This window comes from Planotetraspora kaengkrachanensis, from assembly GCF_016862895.1.
In the GTDB taxonomy this organism is placed as follows: domain Bacteria; phylum Actinomycetota; class Actinomycetes; order Streptosporangiales; family Streptosporangiaceae; genus Planotetraspora; species Planotetraspora kaengkrachanensis.
In genome coordinates, this window is sequence record NZ_BONV01000007.1 from 59,407 (window position 1) to 77,927 (window position 18,521).

Below are 18,521 nucleotides of genomic sequence, written 5' to 3' on the forward strand. Positions count from 1 at the left end.
GGGGATGCGGAAAAGGCCGCTCAGACGGTCTCGACGGGCTTCGCCACCCGGTCCAGCTCGGCGAACAGCGCGCCCAGAACCCTGGCGTGCAGGATGGTCCCGTCGCCGGTGTGCTGCAGGGACAGCACCTCGCCCTCCTTGTGGGCCCGCGCGACCAGATCCGTCCTGTCGTACGGCACGAGCATGCGCACCTCGTGGTCCAGGCGCGGCAGCTCGGTCTCGATCATCGCCATCAGTTCGCCCATGCCGGAGCCGGTGCGCGCGGACACCACCACGCTGTGCCGTTCCTTCATGGTCAGCCGGGCGAGCGTCACCGGGTCGGCGGCGTCGGCCTTGTTGATCACGACGATCTCGGGGATCGCGCTCGCGCCCTCGATCTCGGCGAACACCTCGCGGACGGCCGCGAGCTGCGACTCGGGATCCGGGTGCGACCCGTCCACCACGTGCAGGATGAGGTCGGCGTCTCCGACCTCCTCAAGGGTCGACCGGAACGCCTCGACCAGCTGGTGGGGCAGGTGCCGCACGAACCCGACGGTGTCGGCGAGCGTGAACAGGCGGCCGTCGGGCGTGCGAGCCCGGCGCACCGTCGGGTCGAGGGTCGCGAACAGCGCGTCCTCGACCAGCACCCCCGCACCGGTCAGCCGGTTGAGCAGCGACGACTTGCCGGCGTTGGTGTAGCCGGCGATCGCCACCGCCGGCACCTCGCGGGCCTGCCGGTGGTGCCGCATGGTCTCGCGCGCGGTCGACATGTTCTTGATCTGGCGGCGGAGCTTCGACATGCGCTCGCGGATGCGGCGCCGGTCCAGCTCGATCTTCGTCTCACCGGGGCCGCGGCCGCCGATGCCGACACCGCCGGCGGCGCGACCGCCGACCTGCCGGGAGAGGTTTCCACCCCAGCCTCGCAGGCGGGGAAGCAGGTACTGGAGCTGGGCCAGCTCGACCTGGGCCTTGCCTTCGCGGCTCTTGGCGTGCTGCGCGAAGATGTCCAGGATCAACGCGGTCCGGTCGATGACCTTGACCTTGACGACCTCCTCCAGCTGGCGCAGCTGGCCGGGCGTGAGTTCGCCGTCGCAGATCACGGTGTCGGCGCCGGAGGCGGCCACGATGTCCCGCAGCTCGATCGCCTTCCCCGATCCGATGTACGTCGCGGGGTCGGGCTTGTCGCGGCGCTGGATCAGTCCCTCCAGGACGTCCGATCCCGCGGTCTCCGCCAGGAGCCGGAGCTCCTGCAGGGAGTTCTCCGCGTCGAAGACGGAGCCGCTGGTCCAGACGCCCACGAGGACGACCCGCTCCAGCCGCAGCTGGCGGTATTCGACCTCGGTGATGTCTTCGAGCTCCGTCGAAAGACCGGCCACGCGGCGGAGCGCCTGGCGCTCTTCCAGTTCGTAATCGCCTACGGCAAGGTCTTCGGGCTCGTCATGCATATATGTCATCTCTTCTAGAGGAACAATCCGACACCCTCGGTGTCTTCCCATCGATGGTGGCACGACGCCCCGATGTCCGCATCTGGTTATGGCCTGCGGCTTTCCACCGTGAATCCGTCAGGCCTGCAGGACCTTGGCGTCGCCGGAACCGGTCTTGACGACGACGGTACGGGAGGACGAAGGATCCCGCGTCACCGCGACCTCCTTGTTCCCCGAGCCCGTGTCGGCGGTCACGTTGTAGGACCCTGACGGCACCCAGACGGTCCCGTCTCCCGAGCCGGTGTCGACGCGCACGTTGTCGGGTGCGGCGGCGAAGCGGAGCTTCACGTCGCCCGACCCGGTCGAGGCGGTCACCTGGCGACCGGAGAGGCCCCTCGCGTCGATGTCGCCGGAACCGGTCTCCGCGCCCACCGGGCCGGTCAGGTCGCGGAGGGTGATCGTGCCCGATCCCGTGTCGACCTTCACGTCGAGGCCCTTCGGGACCTCCACGCGGTAGTCGACCGAGCAGTCACGGCAGTCGTACCGCAACGTGAGCGTGCCGCCCTCGACCCGATGGCCGTTCTGCGGCTTCTCACCACGCCAGTGCAGGGTCTCGGTGACGTGGACGCCGGTCCTGCCGGACTCGTTCACGACGATCTCACCCGCCCCCGTGGCGGTGCGCAGGGCCGTGATGGCGTCCGTCACGTCGTAGGACTGGACGGCCTGCTCGCCGCCGAAGCCGACCTTGCCGAGGTCGATCTCCGTGCCGCACGCGGTGAGGGCGAGGGCGGCACCCAGTGCCACTCCCGCGACGATCATGCTCTGCTTTCTCATGGCACCGATTCTTGTGCCGCGTACGGCTCCGCCCCATCGGGGAGATCCCCCGGCCCGCCCTGACGCGTCCCCCACGTTGACCCTCGGATCAGCGGTGGAGTAGCGTCGATTCCACCATTTAGAACTATATTTCCATATCGTGGAAAGGGTGCCGATGGAAGGCGTTGAGATCACAGGTCCCCTGCTCGATCGGTTCGACGAGATCCTCACTCCCGAGGCGGTCGCCCTCGTAGCTACCCTCCATCGCGAATTCGACACGAGGCGTAGGGAGCTGCTCGCCGCGCGTGACGAACGGCAGGCGCGGCTGTCCGCAGGCGGAACACTCGACTTCCTTCCCGAGACCAGGCAGGTGCGCGAGTCCGAGTGGCGGGTCGCGCCGCCCGCCCCCGGGCTCGAGGACCGCCGCGTGGAGATCACCGGCCCGGTCGACCGCAAGATGACCATCAACGCGCTGAACTCCGGCGCCAAGGTGTGGCTGGCCGACTTCGAGGACGCCAACGCGCCCACGTGGGAGAACACGATCAACGGGCACCTCAACCTCCGGGACGCCCTCGACCGGACGATCGACTTCTCCTCCGGCGGCAAGGACTACGCGCTCAGGCCCGACGGCGAGCTGGCCACGGTGGTGGTGCGCCCTCGCGGCTGGCACCTGCCGGAAAAGCACGTCCTCGTCGACGGAGCGGAGATCTCGGGCGCGCTGCTCGACTTCGGGCTCTACTTCTTCCACTGCGCCCGGCGCCAGCTCGACAAGGGGCGCGGGCCGTACTTCTACCTGCCGAAGATGGAGTCGCACCTCGAGGCGCGGCTGTGGAACGACGTGTTCGTCCGGGCCCAGGACCTGCTCGGCATCCCGCAGGGGACCATCAGGGCGACCGTGCTGATCGAGACGTACCCGGCCGCGTTCGGGATGGAGGAGATCCTCTACGAGCTGCGCGACCACTCCGCCGGCCTCAACGCCGGCCGCTGGGACTACCTGTTCAGCGTCATCAAGAAGTTCCGCACCCGCGGGCGGGAGTTCCTGCTGCCCGAGCGGAACTCGGTGACGATGACCGCGCCCTTCATGCGCGCCTACACCGAACTCCTGGTGCGCACCTGTCACAAGCGGGGGGCGCACGCGATCGGCGGCATGGCCGCGTTCATCCCCTCCCGGCGCGACCCCGAGGTGAACAGGGTCGCTCTGGAGAAGGTGCGGGCCGACAAGACGCGCGAGTCCGGCGACGGGTTCGACGGCTCGTGGGTGGCCCACCCCGACCTGGTGCCGATCTGCCGCGAGGTCTTCGACGGCGTGCTGGGCGAGCGCCCCAACCAGCTCGACCGCCTGCGTGAGGACGTCCACGTCTCCGCGGAGGACCTGCTGGCCGTCTCCAAGACCCCCGGCCAGATCACCGAGGCCGGGCTGCGGAACAACGTCGACGTGGCGCTGCGGTACCTGGCGGCGTGGATGGGCGGGCTGGGCGCGGTCGCCATCCACAACCTCATGGAGGACGCGGCGACGGCCGAGATATCGCGGTCGCAGATCTGGCAGTGGATCCACAACGACATCGAGCTCGCCGACACGGGCGCCGTCGTGACGCGCGACCTCGTCGAACGGATCATCTCCGAGGAGCTCGCCAAGATCGCCGAGGAGCCCGGCCACGACGAGGCTCTGTTCGCCCAGGCGACCGCGTTGTTCAAGGAAGTCGCGCTCGACGACGATTTCGCGGAGTTCCTTACCCTCCCCGCATATGCCCGCATGCGATGACATGACCGACTTGGAGGTCAGGAATCTTCCCACCCGGCGGAAGGTTCCTGATCCCAATCTAGATACGACTAGACGAGCGCATCCGTCCAGACGTTGGTACATCTGGAGCATGACCGAATTCAGAGAGGCCGGCGACCACGCCGGCGCCGCCGCCGGACCGCCCCGGGCGATCACCCGCGAGATCACCAGGAGCCACTACCGGTCGGCGCTCACGGCCAACGCCGAGCTGATCCACCAGTACTGGCGCATCGGCCGCCACATCCTCGGCCACCGGCTGGGCGACACCCGGTACGACGAGGTCCTCGCCCGCCTGGCCACCGGCCTCAGGGCCGAATACCCCTGGTCACGCGGGTACTCCCGGGCCAACCTGCACCACATGACGACGTTCGCCGCCGCCTGGCCGGAGTTCGTCCCGCAGTCGCTGGAGCTGATCCCGTGGGGCCACGTCGTCGTCCTGCTCGACCTGCTCGACGACCGCCCGACCCGCGAGTTCTACGCGATGAAGGCGGCCCACGAGGGCTGGACCCGGAGCACGCTGACGATGATGATCCGAAGTGGGCTGCATCTGCGGCCGGACCACCCCCTGTACGACACCGGCAGGACAGTGCCGGTGGAGGAGCGCGACTGTGTGCGGGACATGCTGACCGACCCCTACGTCACGGAACTGCTCGACGCAGGCGAAAGGCGCGGGCGCGACCTCGAGGCACGGCTGATCGACACGGTCGTCACCTTCCTCCAGGACCTCCGGGTGGGGTTCGCCTTCGCCGCGAGGCGGCGCCGTCTGTCGGCGCGGGGCGAGGAGTTCGTCGCCGACCTGCTCTTCTACCATCTCGCGCTGCACCGCTACGTCGTCGTCGATCTCCGGACCGACGGCTTCGCCCCCGAGCACGCCGACCGGCTGGACCTCTGCGTCGCCGCCGTGGACGAACAGGTCCGCGACCGGATGCGGGACGAGCCGACGCTGGGCATCCTCCTGGTCGCCTCACGCGACCAGATCATGGTCGAGTACCGGCTCGGCGCGATGATCTCGCCGCTCTCGGTGGGCCCCCACACACTGCCCGCCGATCTCCAGGCGGCCCTCCCGACGCCCGCGGAGCTGGCAGGTGCCATCGCTCCTGCTCTGCGAGATGATGCAAGGGAAGACGACATTCAGGAGCGAATCATCACAGAAGGCCCGGCCGGCCTATGAACGACCAGGGCCGGGGGCCGCGGGCGCATGAGGAGGAACGGTAGCGATGTCCACCCTCCAGCGGCTGACCGAGCGGCTCGGCGACATCCTGGACCAGGACTCGGTGATCACCGATCCCGTACGGCTGCGGACCTACGACTGCGACGGGCTCACCTATCACCGGGCCACCCCCGGCGTGGTCGTCCTGCCGGAGTCGGCCGAGCAGATCGCGGCCGTGGTGCGGCTGTGCGACGAGTACGGCGTGCCGTTCGTGGCGCGGGGGTCGGGGACCGGGCTGTCCGGCGGCGCCCTCCCCCGGACCGACGGCGTGCTGATCGTCACCTCCCGCATGCGCCGGATCCTGGAGATCGACATCCCGAACCGCCGAGCGGTGGTCGAGCCGGGGGTGACCAACCTGGCCATCACGGAAGCGGTCCGCGACCAGGGCTACTACTACGCGCCCGACCCCTCGAGCCAGCAGATCTGCTCGATCGGCGGCAACGTGGCGGAGAACTCGGGCGGCGCCCACTGCCTGAAGTACGGCTTCACCGTCAACCACGTCGTCGGGATCGAGCTGGTCACCCCGCAGGGGGAGATCGTGGAGTTGTCGGACCGCGATCCCGGCTACGACCTCCTCGGGGCGTTCATCGGCTCGGAGGGCACTCTGGGCATCGCCACCAAGATCACCGTACGGCTGTCGCGGACGCCCGAGGCGGTCACGACCGTGCTCGCGGCCTTCACCGGGATCGAGGGCGGCGGCCGGGCGGTGTCGGCGATCATCGGCGCGGGGATCGTGCCCGCGGCCATCGAGATGATGGACGCACTGGCGATCGAGGCGGCCGAGGCCGCGGTGCACTGCGGCTACCCCGAGGGGGCGGGCGCCGTGCTCGTCGTGGAGCTCGACGGGCCGCACGCCGAGGTGGACCACCAGTTCGCCGCCGTCGAGCGGATCTGCCGCGAGACGGGGGCCTTCGAGATCCGGGTCGCCGCCTCCGCCGAGGAGCGGGCCGCGATCTGGAAGGGCCGCAAGTCGGCCTTCGCCGCCGTGGGGCGGATCAGCCCGGCCTACATCGTCCAGGACGGCGTGGTCCCGCGGACGGCCCTGCCCGAGGTGCTCGCCGGGATCGACCGGCTCCAGGAGGAGTTCGGCATCCGGGTCGCGAACGTGTTCCACGCGGGCGACGGGAACCTCCACCCTCTCGTCCTGTTCGACGACTCCGTGCCCGGCCAGGGCGAGCACGCCGAGGCCGCCAGCGGCCGGATCCTCGACCTGTGCATCGAACACGGTGGTTCGATCACCGGCGAACACGGCGTCGGTGTTGATAAATCTCGATATATGCCGCGAATGTTCAGTGAGGAGGACCTCGACACCATGCAACTCGTGCGGTGCGCCTTCGATCCGAAGGGCCTGTCCAATCCCGGCAAGGTCTTCCCCACCCCGCGGCTGTGCGGGGAGGTCCCCGGGGTGCGCAAGGGCGTGCATCCGCTGGTGGAGTCCGGCATGGCCGAGCAGTTCTGATGAGCACCTTTCCGCAGCCCCCGGCCGACTCTCACAGGAGGTGGCTGCCATGAGCGCCGAGGCCGATCTCGCCGCCTGCGGCACCACAGTGCGCCCGGCGGGCGAGGACGACACGGTGGCGGGCGTCCGGCCGCGCTGGGTGGCGCTGCCGGAGACGACCGAGGACGTCGCCGCCGTGCTCCGCGTGGCCGCCGCGCACGGCCTCGCCGTCGTGCCCACCGGCGCGGGGACCATGCTGCACTGGGGCCCGCCGCCCGAGCGCTGCGACCTGCTGGTCGACACCTGCTGCCTGAACGAGATCCTCGAGCACGCCGCCGGTGACCTGGTGACCCGCGTCCAGGCCGGGGTGACGGTGGGCTCGCTCGGCGAGGCGCTGGCGTCGCAGGGCCAGCGGCTCGTCGCGCAACCGCCGGTCGAGGGCTCCACCGTCGGCGGGATGCTCGCGACCGGAGTCGCCGGGCCGCTCGGATTCCGCTACGGAACCAGCCGCGACCTGCTCATCGGCGTCACCGTCGTGCTGGCCGACGGCACGATCGCCAAGTCGGGCGGCAAGGTCGTGAAGAACGTCGCGGGCTACGACCTCGGCAAGTTGTTCACCGGCTCGTACGGCACGCTCGGCGTCATCACGGAGGCGGCGTTCCGCCTGCATCCGCTGCCCGCCGACAGCCGCTGGGTCACCGCTCCCCTTCCTGAGGCCGAGCGCGGGCGGGAACTCCTACGGACCCTCGCCGCGTCCCCCCTCGAACCCGCCGCGATCGAGCTCGACCGGCCGGCTCCCGGCGGGGGCGTGCTCGCGGTCCTGGTCGAAGGCGTGGCCGCGGCCGAGCGGGCGAAAGCCGTACAGGACCTCATGGGGGTGGACGCCGGGATCGGCGAGGAGCCGCCCTCCTGGTGGGGCCGGCTGCCCGGCGACGACGTCCTGCTGTCGCTTCGCGTGCCGCCGGCGGCGACCGCCGACGCGCTTCGCGCGGTCGACGAACTGGCGGCCCCCATGGCCCTCGCCCCGCACGTGCGCGGCTCCGCGGCCACGGCCGACCTGCACGTCGCGCTGCCCGGGTCGCCGGATCCGGACCGGGTCGCCGCCTTCGTCACCGCCGTACGCGAGGAGATCCGGCCGTTCGGCGGGCGGATGACCGGTGTGGCGCTGCCGCCCGGCGTCGAGGTGGACTTCTGGGGCCCGGCCGGAGCGCTCGACCTGATGCGCCGGGTGAAGGACCGCTTCGACCCGGAGCGCCGGCTGTCTCCGGGCCGTTTCGTCGGAGGCATCTGATGGACCCCCGCGACCGCAGGCCGCCGGGCCTTCGCATGGAGGACGCCGCATGGACCCCGAGCTGATCAAGGATTGCGTGCACTGCGGGTTCTGCCTGCCCACCTGTCCCACGTACGTGTTGTGGGGCGAGGAGATGGACTCCCCCAGGGGCCGGATCCAGCTGATGGACCAGCATGTCCACGGCACGCCGGTCACCGACGAGATGGCGGGACATCTGGACGCGTGCCTCGGCTGCATGGCCTGCGTGACCGCCTGCCCCTCGGGTGTGCGCTACGACCGCCTGATCGAGCAGACGCGCGCCGTGGTCGAGCGGGAGCACACGCGGACGCCCGACGAGCGGGCCGTCAGGGCCATGGTCTTCGCGCTGTTCCCCTACCGGCGCAGGCTGCGGGCGATGCGGCTGCCGATGGCGATGAGCAAGCGCCTGCGGCCGCTGCTCGAGCGGGTGAACCCCACGCTCGGGGCGATGGCCGAGCTCGCGCCCCCGGTCCCCGGGCACGTACGGCTTCCGCCCGTGGTCAGAGCGCGCAGGCGCCGCAGGGCGACCGTGGGGCTGCTCACCGGCTGCGTCCAGGCCGAGTTCTTTCCGCAGGTCAACGCGGCCACCGTCCGAGTGCTCGCGCTCGAGGGCTGTGACGTGGTCATCCCGCCGCGACAGGGGTGCTGCGGCGCCCTGTCGCTGCATTCGGGCCGCGAGGCGGAGGCGAAGAGATTCGCCAAGCGCACGATCGCGACCTTCGAGCGGGCCGGGGTCGACACGGTCGTGGTGAACGCGGCCGGGTGCGGATCGAGCATGAAGGACTACGCCGAGGTGCTGAAGGACGATCCCGGCTGGTCCGCACGCGCCGAGGCGCTGCGGTTCCTCGACCTCGCCGAGTTCCTCGTGGAACTGGGGACGGTCGCGGAGCGCCATCCCCTGCCGATCTCGGTCGCCTATCACGACGCCTGCCACCTGGCCCACGCCCAGGGCGTGCGGGCGCAGCCGAGGGAGCTGCTCCGCGGCATCCCCGAGCTCGACCTGAGGGAGATCGCGGAGTCCGCCATCTGCTGCGGATCGGCGGGCACCTACAACCTGTTCCAGCCTCAGGCGGCGCGCGAGCTGGGCGACCGCAAGGCCGAACGGGTGCTGGCCACTCACGCCGACCTGCTGGTGTCCGCCAACCCGGGCTGCACGATGCAGATCGCCGCCGCGATCCGGCGCGCGGGCAAGGGCGAGATCCGCGTCGCGCACACCGCGGAGGTGCTCGACGCCTCACTGCGCGGGCTGTCCCCGCAGGCACTGGGGTGGGTCTCGGAGGACGCCAGGTGAGCGTGCAGAGCGTCGACCGCGCGCTCGACGTCCTGGAGGCCCTCGCCGAGCAGGGCGGCCAGGCCGGGCTGTCGGAGATCGCGGCTCGGACCGGCCTGCCGTACGGGACGATCCACCGGCTCCTTCAGACGCTCCTCGCGCGCGGGTACGTCCGGCAGGAGTCCGATCGCCGGTACGCCCTCGGCGGGGCGCTGCTGCGGATCGGGGGCACGGCCGAACGCATGGTCGCCTCCCGGGCCGAGCCGTACCTCGCCCGTCTGGTGGAGCAGTCGGGCGAGACGGCGAACCTGGCGATGCTGGAGGGCGACTTCGTCGTCTACGTGGCGCAGGTGCCGTCGCCGCGTAGGTTGCGCATGTTCGCCGAGGTCGGCCGCAGGGTGCTGCCGCACAGCACCGCGGTCGGGAAGGTGCTGCTCGCCGAGCGCCCGGACGCCGCCGCGGTGTTCCGGCGGACCGGCCTGCCGCGCCGTACGGACCGGACCATCACGACCGTCGACGGCCTCCTCCACGAGCTGGACGAGGTGCGCGCCCGGGGGTACGCGCTGGACCTCGGCGAGGAGGAGGGCGGCGTGCACTGCATGGCGGTCCCCGTCGTGGACGGCGGCCGGACGTTCGCGGCGATGTCGGTGTCCGGCCCGGCCGATCGGATCGACGCCATCGACCGCGTCGAACTGGCGTCGATGTTGCACAAGGCGGCGGGTGATTTCGGCTCCGCGGTGTTCGGGCTCTGATCCCCCACACGTTTACGCCGTTTCCGTGGAAGATGAACGTATGTGTCGAAGCATCAAGACCCTGCGTCCGCCGTTCACCGACGAGGTGACGGACAAGGACATCCACGCGGCGGCCCTGCAGTACGTGCGGAAGATCTCGGGATTCCGGGCGCCCGCCTCGCACAACGCGGAGGCCTTCGAGCGCGCCGTCCAGGCGATCACCGAGGCCAGCGCGGCGCTGCTCGCCTCCCTCGAGGTGCGCGGTCAGCGGCCTTCCGGCGGGGCCGCCGCGTCGTGAATCCGGTCCGCGGAACGTAGGGAACAGCCCGGGCGGGTCCGGCGGAGTAGGGGTGAAAGGCGCGAAGCCGCCAACGGAAGGAATCCCCCTATGAACGGACAGAACGGGTGGTGAGTACCGCGGCCACCGAACAGGGCACCCGTCCCTGGAGTCGCCGTGCCGCCACGCGAGGCCCGCAGGCCGGTCCGGCGGATACGACCACGGACGCCGGGCTGATCCGCGCGTCGCTCACCGACCCCGACGAGTTCGCGGGCGTCTTCGACCGGCATTCGGACGAGATCCACGCCTACGCGAGCAGGCGCCTGGGCCTCGATCACGGGCACGCGGACGACGTGACGGCGGAGACGTTCCTCGTCGCGTTCCGCAAGAGACACCGCTACGACCTGGACAGGCCGGACGCCCGGCCATGGCTGTACGGCATCGCCGGCAACCTCATCTCCGGCCACCGCAGGTCGGAGGTCCGGCGGCTCAAGGCCCTCGCCCGGACGGCGGGCGGCGCCGGGGCGCACGAGCTTCACGAAGAGGAGCGGAACGCCGAGCGCGCCAGCGCCGCCGCGCTGCGACCCGCCCTCGCGGCCGCGCTCGCGCGGCTGTCGGCCGCCGAGCGGGAGCTGCTGCTGCTCGTCGCCTGGGCCGACCTCACCTATGAGGAGACCGCGCATGCACTGAAGATCCCGGCAGGGACGGTCCGATCCCGGTTGCACCGGATCCGCGCGAAGCTCCGCCGCCACCTTGACCTTCCCAGGGAGACCACACCATGACCGACGAATTCGACATGATCGCCGAGGCGCGGCCGGAGGCGCCCGCCTACTCCCCCGCCGCCAAGGCGTCCGCCCGGCGCCGGCTGACCGCCCTGGCCGCCGAGGCCCCCTCGCGGCGCAGGCCGTTCGGCATCATGATCACGGGTGTGGCGGTGGTCGCCGGCGCGAGCGTGGTCGTGGTCAACGGTGTACAGCCGGCCGGCGCGCCGGCTCCCGCGCCGAAGCCCGCCCCGGGTGTGGTCGCCCTGCCGAAGGTCGAGAACATGTCGGCGAGCGAGGTGCTGAGCAGGGCCGCAAAGGCCGCGACCGACCTCAACCCGCGCAACGACCAGTTCATCAAGGTCACCTCGGAGACCATGTACAGCGCCATCGGGATTCCCACCGGCTCTTCGGGCAAGGAGCCGCGGTACCTCTACCGGGACAGGCGCACGATCTGGCTGTCCGTCGACGGCAGCAGGGACGGCACGCTCACGACGGAACACCTGCAGCCGCGCCCGTATCCCGGCTGGCCCGTTCCCAAGCAGGCCTACTCGGCGGCGGGCACGACCGAATCGATGAAGCTCCCGACGTGCGGCCACGTGCCGGACACCGTCTACACGCGGCTCAAGAGGCTGCCCACGAGCGAGAAGGAGATGCGCGCCCACCTGTTCGCGGGCCCCCGGACCAAGAATCCCCCGGAGGTCGACGCGTGGACGATGGTGGGTGACCTGCTGCGGGAGACCTACATGCCGGCGCCCCAGCGCGCCGCGCTGTTCAAGGCGGCGGCCACCATCCCCCGAGTCGAGGTGACAGGCGGTGTGACGGACGCCGCGGGCCGGCGGGGCATCGGCGTCGGCGTGGTGCGCTTCGGCATCCGTGAGGATCTCGTCTTCGACGCGAAGACCTTCCAGCTGCTCGGAGAGCGGGGAACCGTGGTCGACGCGAAGGCGGCGCAGGCGCCTGCCGGAAGCGTGCTCTCGTCCACCGCGCAACTCCAGGTCTCGATCGTGGACGCGGCGCCGGACGCGCCCGACCCGATCAGCGAGAAGCAGAAGATCTGCGCCTGACCGATCGGTTTCCCGCGCCCGCGCCTGCGCCTGACCGACCGGTTTCCCGCGGCCGCGCCTGGGCCTGACCGACCGGTTTCCCGCGGCCGCGCCTGGGCTTGGTCGACCGAGCCAGGCGCGACGTGTGCTGAGGAACCCGCGGCGCCCGCCCCTCGTGCGAGGGGAGGGCGCCGTACCCGCTTCTAGGACTGCAGGGCGGCTTCTTCGCGTTCCTTGGCCGGCGTGGGGGCGTCGTCGTCGAGCAGGGTGGTCTCGTCGAACGGATCATGTCCCGCGAGCACCGCCTCGGCCCGCTCCCGGTCGAACTCGCCGGTCCACGTGGCGACGAGGACGGTGGCGACGGCGTTGCCGGCGAAGTTGGTCAGCGCGCGGGCCTCGGACATGAAGCGGTCGATGCCGACGATGAGGCCGACGCCGTCGACCAGTTCGGGCCGGTGTGACTGCAGGCCGCTCGCGAGCGTCGCGAGGCCCGCGCCGGTCACGCCGGCGGCTCCCTTAGACGCGATCATCATGAACGCCAGCAGGGCGAACTGCTCTCCGATGGACAGCGGAGCCCCCGTCGCCCTGGCGACGAACAGCGTGGCCATCGTGAGGTAGATGGCGGTGCCGTCGAGGTTGAACGAGTAGCCGGTCGGCACGGTGATGCCGGCGACCGGGCGGCTCACGCCGAGGTGCTCCATCTTGGCGATCAGCCGGGGCAGGGCGGACTCGGAGGACGACGTGGACAGGATGAGCAGGAACTCCCGGCGCAGGTAGTTCAGCAGCGCGAGCATGTTGATCCGCGCGACCGACCACAACATCGGGCCGAGGACGACGAAGACGAACACCAGGCAGGTCGCGTAGAAGCCGAGCATGATGAGGCCGAGGCTCTTGAGCGCGTCCATGCCCGTCGCGCCGACGACCGCCGCCATCGCGCCGAACGCGCCCACGGGCGCGGCCCACATGATCATGGCGAGGATGCGGAAGACGAGCCGCTGGATGTGCTCGATCCCGGCCAGGATCGGCGCCGCCTTCGGGCCCATGGCCTGCAGGGCGAACCCGGCGAGAAGGGCGACGAGCAGCGTCTGCAGGACCTGTCCCTCGGTGAACGCGGACACGAGCGTGGTCGGGATGATGCCGAGCAGGAACTCGGTGGTGTCGCTCTCCCCACCGGTGGCCGCCTGGGCCTCGGCCGCCTTGCGGAGTTCGTCGGTGAGCTGCAGCCCCTGCCCCGGATCGATGAGGTTGCCGACCAGCAGTCCGATCGCGAGCGCTACCGTCGACATCACGAGGAAGTAGACGAGCGCGAGCCCGCCGACCTTGCCGACGCTCGCCGCCTTCGCGACCGAGCCCACTCCCAGCACGATCGTGCAGAAGATGATCGGGCTGATCATCATCTTGATCAGCGCGACGAAGGCGGTGCCCAGCGGCTTGAGCGCCGTGCCGAGGTCAGGCGCGACGAAGCCGACGGCGATGCCGGCCAGCACCGCCACGATGACGGCGAGATACAAATAACGAGTCCGGTCTGGGCGCTCGGGGGTGGCGGCCTGGGGTTCAACCGGGGACGCGGACATCGGCACTCACTTTCCTCGGGGGAAGGAACTTCAGCACGATCTAGCCAGGAACCCCGGGCGTTCACACCCGGGAGGAACGGCTTCCGTCATAAACTTCACAGCGTGAAATTCGTTGTGCGGGTACGGCTGTTCCCCACGCCCGCCCAGGAGGCGGCGCTGGCGGACACGCTCCGCCTGTGCAACGAGGCGGCAAACCTGGTCTCCCAGGTTGCGTGGGACACCAAGACGTTCCGCAACTACGACCTGCGGCCGCACACCTACGGCGAACTGAAGAACATGGGCTTGTCGGCGCAGCCGGCCCAGCATGTGATCAAGAAGGTCACTGACGCCTACACGACCGTCACAGCACACGTGAAAGCGAAGCTGCGCAAGCCGCTCACCGACCCGATCAAGTTCCGGCCGGACGCGGCGCAGCCGTTCGACGACCGGTGCCTGTCTTGGCAGGTCGACGCGCGCACCGTGAGCATCTGGACCGCCGACGGCCGGATGAAGGGCGTCGCGTTCGGCTGCTCCGAAGACCAGGCCCGCGCGCTGGCCTCCTACCGCAAAGGCGAGTCTGACCTGGTCCTCCGGGACGGCAAATGGCTTCTCATCGCCACCTGCGACGTCCCCGACACTGACGTCACCGAACCCGACACCTTCCTCGGTGTGGACCTCGGGATCGCGAATATCGCCACCACCGACGACGGCGAACGGCACTCCGGGAAGCACCTGAACGCGGTCCGCCACCGCAACCGGGAACTGCGCCGCCGCCTCCAGGCCAAGCGAACAAAGTCCGCCAAGCGGCTGCTGAAGGCCCGGCGTCGCAAGGAGTCCCGGTTCGCCCGGGACGTCAACCATGTCATCTCCAAGAGCATCGTGACCGAGGCTGCACGCACCGGACGCGGCATCGCACTCGAAGACCTGAGTGGGATCCGCGAACGGGTACGGCTCCGCAAGCCCCAGCGGGTCACCTTGCACTCGTGGTCCTTCCACCAGCTCGGCCAGTTCATCGCCTACAAGGCCGGGCGTGCCGGCGTCGCCGTGGTGTACGTCAACCCGGCCTACACCTCGCAGGGGTGCTCGGCGTGTGGGCATATCGACAAATGCAACCGGCCCAACCAGGAAACCTTCGCCTGTACGTCGTGCGGCTTCGCTGAGCACGCCGACGTCAACGCAGCCCGCAACATCGCCTTGCGCGGTGTTGCGGGCTGGGCTGCTGTCAATCAGCCGAACGCGGCCTGACACCTGACCTCCAGTCGGGACGATGAGCTGCAAGCTCGGGCCTCTACGCCCGAGTCGTTGACTGGAGTGACTATGCGTCGCGGTAGGACCTGGGTCACCATTGCGTACATTTCGTTCATCACCGAAGTGTGTTCGGGGAAGTGAGACGGCAGATGGCGCTTCCCGGCCGGCTGCGGCGCTGGAGCCTCGCCCGGCAGATCCTCGTGCTGCAGATCGTCATCGTGGGCGTGACGGTGGCGGTGAGCACCACCATCGGCTTCCTGCAGGCCCGCGACCTGCTCACCGATGAGGCCACGGGCGTCGCCACCGCGGTGGCGATCAGCGTGGCCGACTCGCCGGCTGTGCTCGACGCGCTGGACGATCCCGACCCGACGGAGACGCTGCAGCCGTACGCGGATCGGGTCACCGCGGAGACGAAGGTCGACTTCATCACCATCATGAGCCCGGCCGGGATCCGGTTCACCCACCCCAACCGCAGCCAGATCGGCGGGCACTACCTGGGCAGCATCTCCGAGGCACTCGCAGGAAGGACCTACAGCGAGACCTACACGGGCACGCTCGGCCCTTCGGTGCGCACGATCACGCCCGTGAAGGACCCGGCGGGCAGGGTCAGGGCTCTGGTCAGCGCCGGGATCACGGTCGAGAGGATCAGCAGCAGGCTGCACGCGCAGATCGGCGCGGCCGGGCTCGCCGGGCTGATCGGTCTGTCGGCCGGAGTGGTGGGCTCCTATCTGGTCGGGTCACGGCTGCGACGGCACACGCACAGCCTCGGCCCGTCCGAACTGAGCCGAATTTACGACTACCACGAGGCGATCCTGCATGCCGTACGCGAAGGGCTGCTCCTGGTCGACGCCCAGGGCACGCTCACGCTGTGCAACGACGGCGCCCGCGAACTGCTCCGCCTCGGCGCCGACGCCGAGGGCCGCAACGTCACGGATCTGGGGCTGCCGCCGTCCCTCACCGAACTGCTCGCTTCCGGGGAGAACCGCACCGACGAGATCCACCTCACCGGCGAGCGGGTGCTGCTGGTCAACGTCGCCGTCGTACGGTCGGGGTCGCGCTCGCTCGGCACCGTGGTGACCCTGCGCGATCACACCGAACTGCAGGGGCTGGCGGGGCAGCTCGACGCCGAACGCGGATTCGCCGAGTCGCTGAGGAGCGCGGCGCACGAGTCCGCCAACCGGCTGCACACCGTGATCACCCTGGTCGAGCTGGGCCGTCCGGAGCAGGCCGTGGCCTTCGCCACCGCGGAGATCAAGGCGGCCCAGGAGCTCACCGACCGCGTGGTCGCGGCCGTCCGCGAGCCCGTGCTCGCCGCGCTGCTGCTCGGCAAGTCGGCCGAAGCGGGCGAACGCGGCGTCGAACTGTCGATCAGCGACGACACCGAACTCGACGACGTCGGCCTCGACGAGCGCGACCTGGTCACGGTCCTCGGCAACCTCATCGACAACGCCGTGGAGGCCGCGATGTCCGGCAGCCCGCCCGCCCGGGTGGGCGTGCGCATCACGACCGACGGGAGGTCGTGCCTCATCCAGGTGAGCGACAGCGGCCCCGGGCTCTCCCCTGCGGCGGCGCAGGAGGCGTTCCAGCGCGGCTGGACCACCAAGGGCAGCGGCCGCGGCATCGGCCTCGCCATGGTCGCCCAGGCCGTCCGGCGGCTGGACGGCACGATAGAGGTGTCCGGCGACGCGGGCGCCGTCTTCACCGTACGGCTTCCGCTGCCTGTGGAGTCCCGGCCATGATCTCCGTACTGGTCGTGGAGGACGAGGAGATCACCGCCGAGGCCAACCGGGTCTACGTCGAACGCGTGCCGGGCTTCGAGGTCGCCGGCGTGGTCCGCTCGGGCGGGGAGGCGCTGCGATTCCTCGGGCGGCAGCCGGTCGACCTGATCCTGCTCGATCTCTACCTGCCCGACATGCACGGGCTCGACCTGTGCAAGGCCGTGCGGGGCGCGGGCATCCTGTGCGACGTCATCGTGATCACCTCGGCGCGGGACCTGTCGATCGTGCGGTCGGCGGTGTCGGTGGGGGTGGCGCACTACCTGCTCAAGCCGTTCACGTTCACCGCGTTCAGTGACAAGCTGCGGCACTACGCCCGGTTCCGGTCCTCCGTCGACGCGTCGGGAGAGGCGAGCGGCCAGGCGGAGGTCGACCAGGCCTTCGCCGCGCTGCACGGGCCCGCTCAGCCCCGCCTGCCGAAGGGGATGTCCCCGATGACGATGGCGGCGATCATGCAGGTGCTGACGGACAATCCCGGCGGCGCCTCCGCCCACACGGTGGGGGTGTCGATCGGCGTCGCGCGCGTCACCGCCCGGCGCTACCTGGAACATCTGGCCGAGTCCGGGGTCGCCCAGCGGGTCCCCCAGTACGGGACCGTCGGACGGCCGGAACTGCTCTACCGGCTCGTCTGACGGTCAGGCGCACTGGTCGAGCATCACGTCCTTGTCCGCGGCCGTGACCGGCAGGTCGTACTTGATGGCGACCTGGGCGAACCGCACGGCGTAGGAGCACCGAATGCCCTTGGCCGGCGGCAGCCACGAGGCCGGACCCGAATCGCCCTTGGCGGAGTTGGCCGAGCCGTCGACCGGCAGCAGGTTGAGCGGATCGTTGGCGATGCGCTTGCGTTCCGCGTCGCTCCAGCGGGAGGCGCCCATCTGCCAGTCGTAGGACAGCGGCATGACGTGGTCGATCTGGACCTCCGACGCGTCCTCCTTGCGGAAGTCGATCGTGTCGCCCGTGTAGGGGTCGTACAACGTCATCGAGACGACGACGCAGTCGGAGCCGCTGCGGTACTTGACCTTCTCGCCGTCCCGCTTGAGCAGGTCGTTGCGGGTGTCGCACCCGTTGTGCGCGAGGGGGACGTCATCGGCGTTGTCCGCCCACGCGTAGCCGAACTCCTCGCGGTCGTAGCCGGTCTTGGGTCCGCGCCCCTTGGTCTTCACCTGGTCGATCAGGTTCCTGGCGTCCGTCCGGTCCTTGCCGGAGGTGATCCGGCCCAGACCCGGGTCGGTGCCGTCCGGGTTGTCCAGGGGGTTCGTGCCGTGCGACTTCGCGGTGTCGTCGCCCTGGCCGCCGCCCTTGTCACCTCCCTGGGAGTCCGAGCGCCCCGGCGGATCCAGGCTGAGCCCCTCCGTGGGCCCGCATCCGGCGAGAACGGCGATCGCCACCGACATACCGACGAAGATCCGAGATCCGCGCCCGCCCACAGTCACCCCTAGGTCATGAAATTTGCCACCTAGGTATAGCAAATGCCCAAGAGTAGGCAAATAAACGCCCAACTCCCCATGGGGTGATCATGCACACATTCGAGGAAACCGCCGCCGACCAGCCCACCCCCTCAGGCGTGATCATGCACGGATTCGGCGACACACCGCCCGAGCAGGGCGTACGCATTTTGTGATCAGGCACAGATTCGGCAGGACCTGCCGCGAGCTCAGTTGACGGCGATTGTGATCATGCAGGGCCCGCGCGGACGACGGACGACGGACGACAGACGACAGACGACAGACGACAGACGACAGACGACAGACGGCCCTACTGCATGATCATGAACCGCGAACGGCCAGGCCGCACGCCGCCTCCCCGAATCCGCGCATGATCACGAGCGGTATAACCGCGGGCCGCGGTGCCGATCGCCGAACCTGTGCATGATCACACCCTGGGTTGGCGCAGGCCGAGGCGCTTCT

At 70.2% G+C, this 18,521-nt stretch carries 16 protein-coding genes; 12 read left to right on the forward strand and 4 right to left on the reverse strand.

The features are described from left to right. Positions 1-20 precede the first annotated feature (20 nt). Together hflX and Pka01_RS11410 are read right to left on the reverse strand one after the other, a co-directional pair. Entirely contained in the window at positions 21-1,433 is a 1,413-nt protein-coding gene (hflX, locus tag Pka01_RS11405; protein WP_203882647.1) for a GTPase HflX, read from the reverse strand. Between the two features lie 108 nt (positions 1,434-1,541). Then, on the reverse strand, positions 1,542-2,237 hold the full coding sequence (locus tag Pka01_RS11410) for a DUF4097 family beta strand repeat-containing protein (protein WP_203882648.1): 696 nt from the start codon (positions 2,235-2,237) through the stop codon (positions 1,542-1,544). A 154-nt stretch (positions 2,238-2,391) separates the two neighbouring features. On the opposite strand from Pka01_RS11410, the gene aceB reads away from it, so the two are divergent. The 9 genes from aceB to Pka01_RS11455 all read left to right on the forward strand — a co-directional run bounded on the left by aceB (position 2,392) and on the right by Pka01_RS11455 (position 12,059). Beyond that, positions 2,392-3,978, forward strand: a complete 1,587-nt coding sequence (aceB, locus tag Pka01_RS11415) for a malate synthase A (RefSeq protein ID WP_203882649.1) — start codon at positions 2,392-2,394, stop codon at positions 3,976-3,978. A gap of 109 nt (positions 3,979-4,087) precedes the next feature. Next, on the forward strand, positions 4,088-5,167 hold the full coding sequence (locus Pka01_RS11420; protein ID WP_203882650.1) for a PDDEXK nuclease domain-containing protein: 1,080 nt from the start codon (positions 4,088-4,090) through the stop codon (positions 5,165-5,167). Positions 5,168-5,213: 46 nt separating this feature from the next. Next, entirely contained in the window at positions 5,214-6,665 is a 1,452-nt protein-coding gene (locus tag Pka01_RS11425) for an FAD-binding oxidoreductase (RefSeq protein WP_203882651.1), read from the forward strand. A 49-nt stretch (positions 6,666-6,714) separates the two neighbouring features. After that, complete coding sequence (locus Pka01_RS11430) at positions 6,715-7,935, forward strand: FAD-binding oxidoreductase (RefSeq protein WP_203882652.1); 1,221 nt, start codon at positions 6,715-6,717, stop codon at positions 7,933-7,935. 49 nt (positions 7,936-7,984) lie between these two features. Further along, positions 7,985-9,244, forward strand: coding sequence for a (Fe-S)-binding protein (locus tag Pka01_RS11435; RefSeq protein WP_203882653.1), 1,260 nt, complete (start codon positions 7,985-7,987; stop codon positions 9,242-9,244). Further along, positions 9,241-9,975, forward strand: a complete 735-nt coding sequence (locus Pka01_RS11440; protein WP_239114902.1) for an IclR family transcriptional regulator — start codon at positions 9,241-9,243, stop codon at positions 9,973-9,975. The genes Pka01_RS11435 and Pka01_RS11440 overlap by 4 nt, the downstream gene beginning before the upstream one ends. Before the next feature lie 40 nt (positions 9,976-10,015). Then, the gene (locus Pka01_RS11445; RefSeq protein ID WP_203882654.1) at positions 10,016-10,252 is read left to right on the forward strand and encodes a DUF2277 domain-containing protein; all 237 of its coding nucleotides are present in this window, start codon (positions 10,016-10,018) and stop codon (positions 10,250-10,252) included. 110 nt (positions 10,253-10,362) lie between these two features. Beyond that, on the forward strand, positions 10,363-11,013 hold the full coding sequence (locus tag Pka01_RS11450; RefSeq protein ID WP_203882655.1) for an RNA polymerase sigma factor: 651 nt from the start codon (positions 10,363-10,365) through the stop codon (positions 11,011-11,013). After that, the gene (locus Pka01_RS11455) at positions 11,010-12,059 is read left to right on the forward strand and encodes a CU044_5270 family protein (protein WP_203882656.1); all 1,050 of its coding nucleotides are present in this window, start codon (positions 11,010-11,012) and stop codon (positions 12,057-12,059) included. The genes Pka01_RS11450 and Pka01_RS11455 overlap by 4 nt, the downstream gene beginning before the upstream one ends. A 182-nt stretch (positions 12,060-12,241) precedes the next feature. Here the strand turns inward: Pka01_RS11455 and Pka01_RS11460 are convergent, their stop codons facing one another. Continuing rightward, the gene (locus tag Pka01_RS11460) at positions 12,242-13,612 is read right to left on the reverse strand and encodes a cation:dicarboxylate symporter family transporter (protein WP_203882657.1); all 1,371 of its coding nucleotides are present in this window, start codon (positions 13,610-13,612) and stop codon (positions 12,242-12,244) included. Positions 13,613-13,714: 102 nt separating this feature from the next. Here Pka01_RS11460 and Pka01_RS11465 point away from each other — a divergent pair, with 102 nt between their 5' ends. From Pka01_RS11465 to Pka01_RS11475, 3 genes are all read left to right on the forward strand, one after another. Then, a complete protein-coding gene (locus Pka01_RS11465) occupies positions 13,715-14,836 on the forward strand; it encodes an RNA-guided endonuclease InsQ/TnpB family protein (RefSeq protein ID WP_203882658.1) in 1,122 nt (373 codons plus the stop codon). Positions 14,837-14,988: 152 nt separating this feature from the next. Then, positions 14,989-16,578: a sensor histidine kinase gene (locus tag Pka01_RS11470; RefSeq protein ID WP_203882659.1), complete on the forward strand. Its 1,590-nt coding sequence runs from the start codon at positions 14,989-14,991 to the stop codon at positions 16,576-16,578. After that, the gene (locus Pka01_RS11475) at positions 16,575-17,246 is read left to right on the forward strand and encodes a response regulator (RefSeq protein ID WP_203882660.1); all 672 of its coding nucleotides are present in this window, start codon (positions 16,575-16,577) and stop codon (positions 17,244-17,246) included. Before Pka01_RS11470 ends, Pka01_RS11475 begins: the two co-directional genes overlap by 4 nt. Positions 17,247-17,249: 3 nt before the next feature. Here the strand turns inward: Pka01_RS11475 and Pka01_RS11480 are convergent, their stop codons facing one another. Next, positions 17,250-18,008 (reverse strand): HNH endonuclease family protein, encoded by a 759-nt coding sequence (locus Pka01_RS11480; RefSeq protein ID WP_203882661.1) that lies wholly within the window; start codon positions 18,006-18,008, stop codon positions 17,250-17,252. Positions 18,009-18,521 lie beyond the last annotated feature (513 nt).

Excerpts from the sequence above, each read along its gene's own strand:
- hflX (WP_203882647.1), bottom strand. The coding sequence starts at position 1,433 with ATGACATATATGCATGACGAGCCCGAAGACCTTGCCGTAGGCGATTAC.
- Pka01_RS11410 (WP_203882648.1), bottom strand. The coding sequence starts at position 2,237 with ATGAGAAAGCAGAGCATGATCGTCGCGGGAGTGGCACTGGGTGCCGCC.
- aceB (WP_203882649.1), top strand. The coding sequence starts at position 2,392 with ATGGAAGGCGTTGAGATCACAGGTCCCCTGCTCGATCGGTTCGACGAG.
- Pka01_RS11420 (WP_203882650.1), top strand. The coding sequence starts at position 4,088 with ATGACCGAATTCAGAGAGGCCGGCGACCACGCCGGCGCCGCCGCCGGA.
- Pka01_RS11425 (WP_203882651.1), top strand. The coding sequence starts at position 5,214 with ATGTCCACCCTCCAGCGGCTGACCGAGCGGCTCGGCGACATCCTGGAC.
- Pka01_RS11430 (WP_203882652.1), top strand. The coding sequence starts at position 6,715 with ATGAGCGCCGAGGCCGATCTCGCCGCCTGCGGCACCACAGTGCGCCCG.
- Pka01_RS11435 (WP_203882653.1), top strand. The coding sequence starts at position 7,985 with ATGGACCCCGAGCTGATCAAGGATTGCGTGCACTGCGGGTTCTGCCTG.
- Pka01_RS11445 (WP_203882654.1), top strand. The coding sequence starts at position 10,016 with ATGTGTCGAAGCATCAAGACCCTGCGTCCGCCGTTCACCGACGAGGTG.
- Pka01_RS11455 (WP_203882656.1), top strand. The coding sequence starts at position 11,010 with ATGACCGACGAATTCGACATGATCGCCGAGGCGCGGCCGGAGGCGCCC.
- Pka01_RS11460 (WP_203882657.1), bottom strand. The coding sequence starts at position 13,612 with ATGTCCGCGTCCCCGGTTGAACCCCAGGCCGCCACCCCCGAGCGCCCA.
- Pka01_RS11470 (WP_203882659.1), top strand. The coding sequence starts at position 14,989 with ATGGCGCTTCCCGGCCGGCTGCGGCGCTGGAGCCTCGCCCGGCAGATC.
- Pka01_RS11475 (WP_203882660.1), top strand. The coding sequence starts at position 16,575 with ATGATCTCCGTACTGGTCGTGGAGGACGAGGAGATCACCGCCGAGGCC.
- Pka01_RS11480 (WP_203882661.1), bottom strand. The coding sequence starts at position 18,008 with ATGTCGGTGGCGATCGCCGTTCTCGCCGGATGCGGGCCCACGGAGGGG.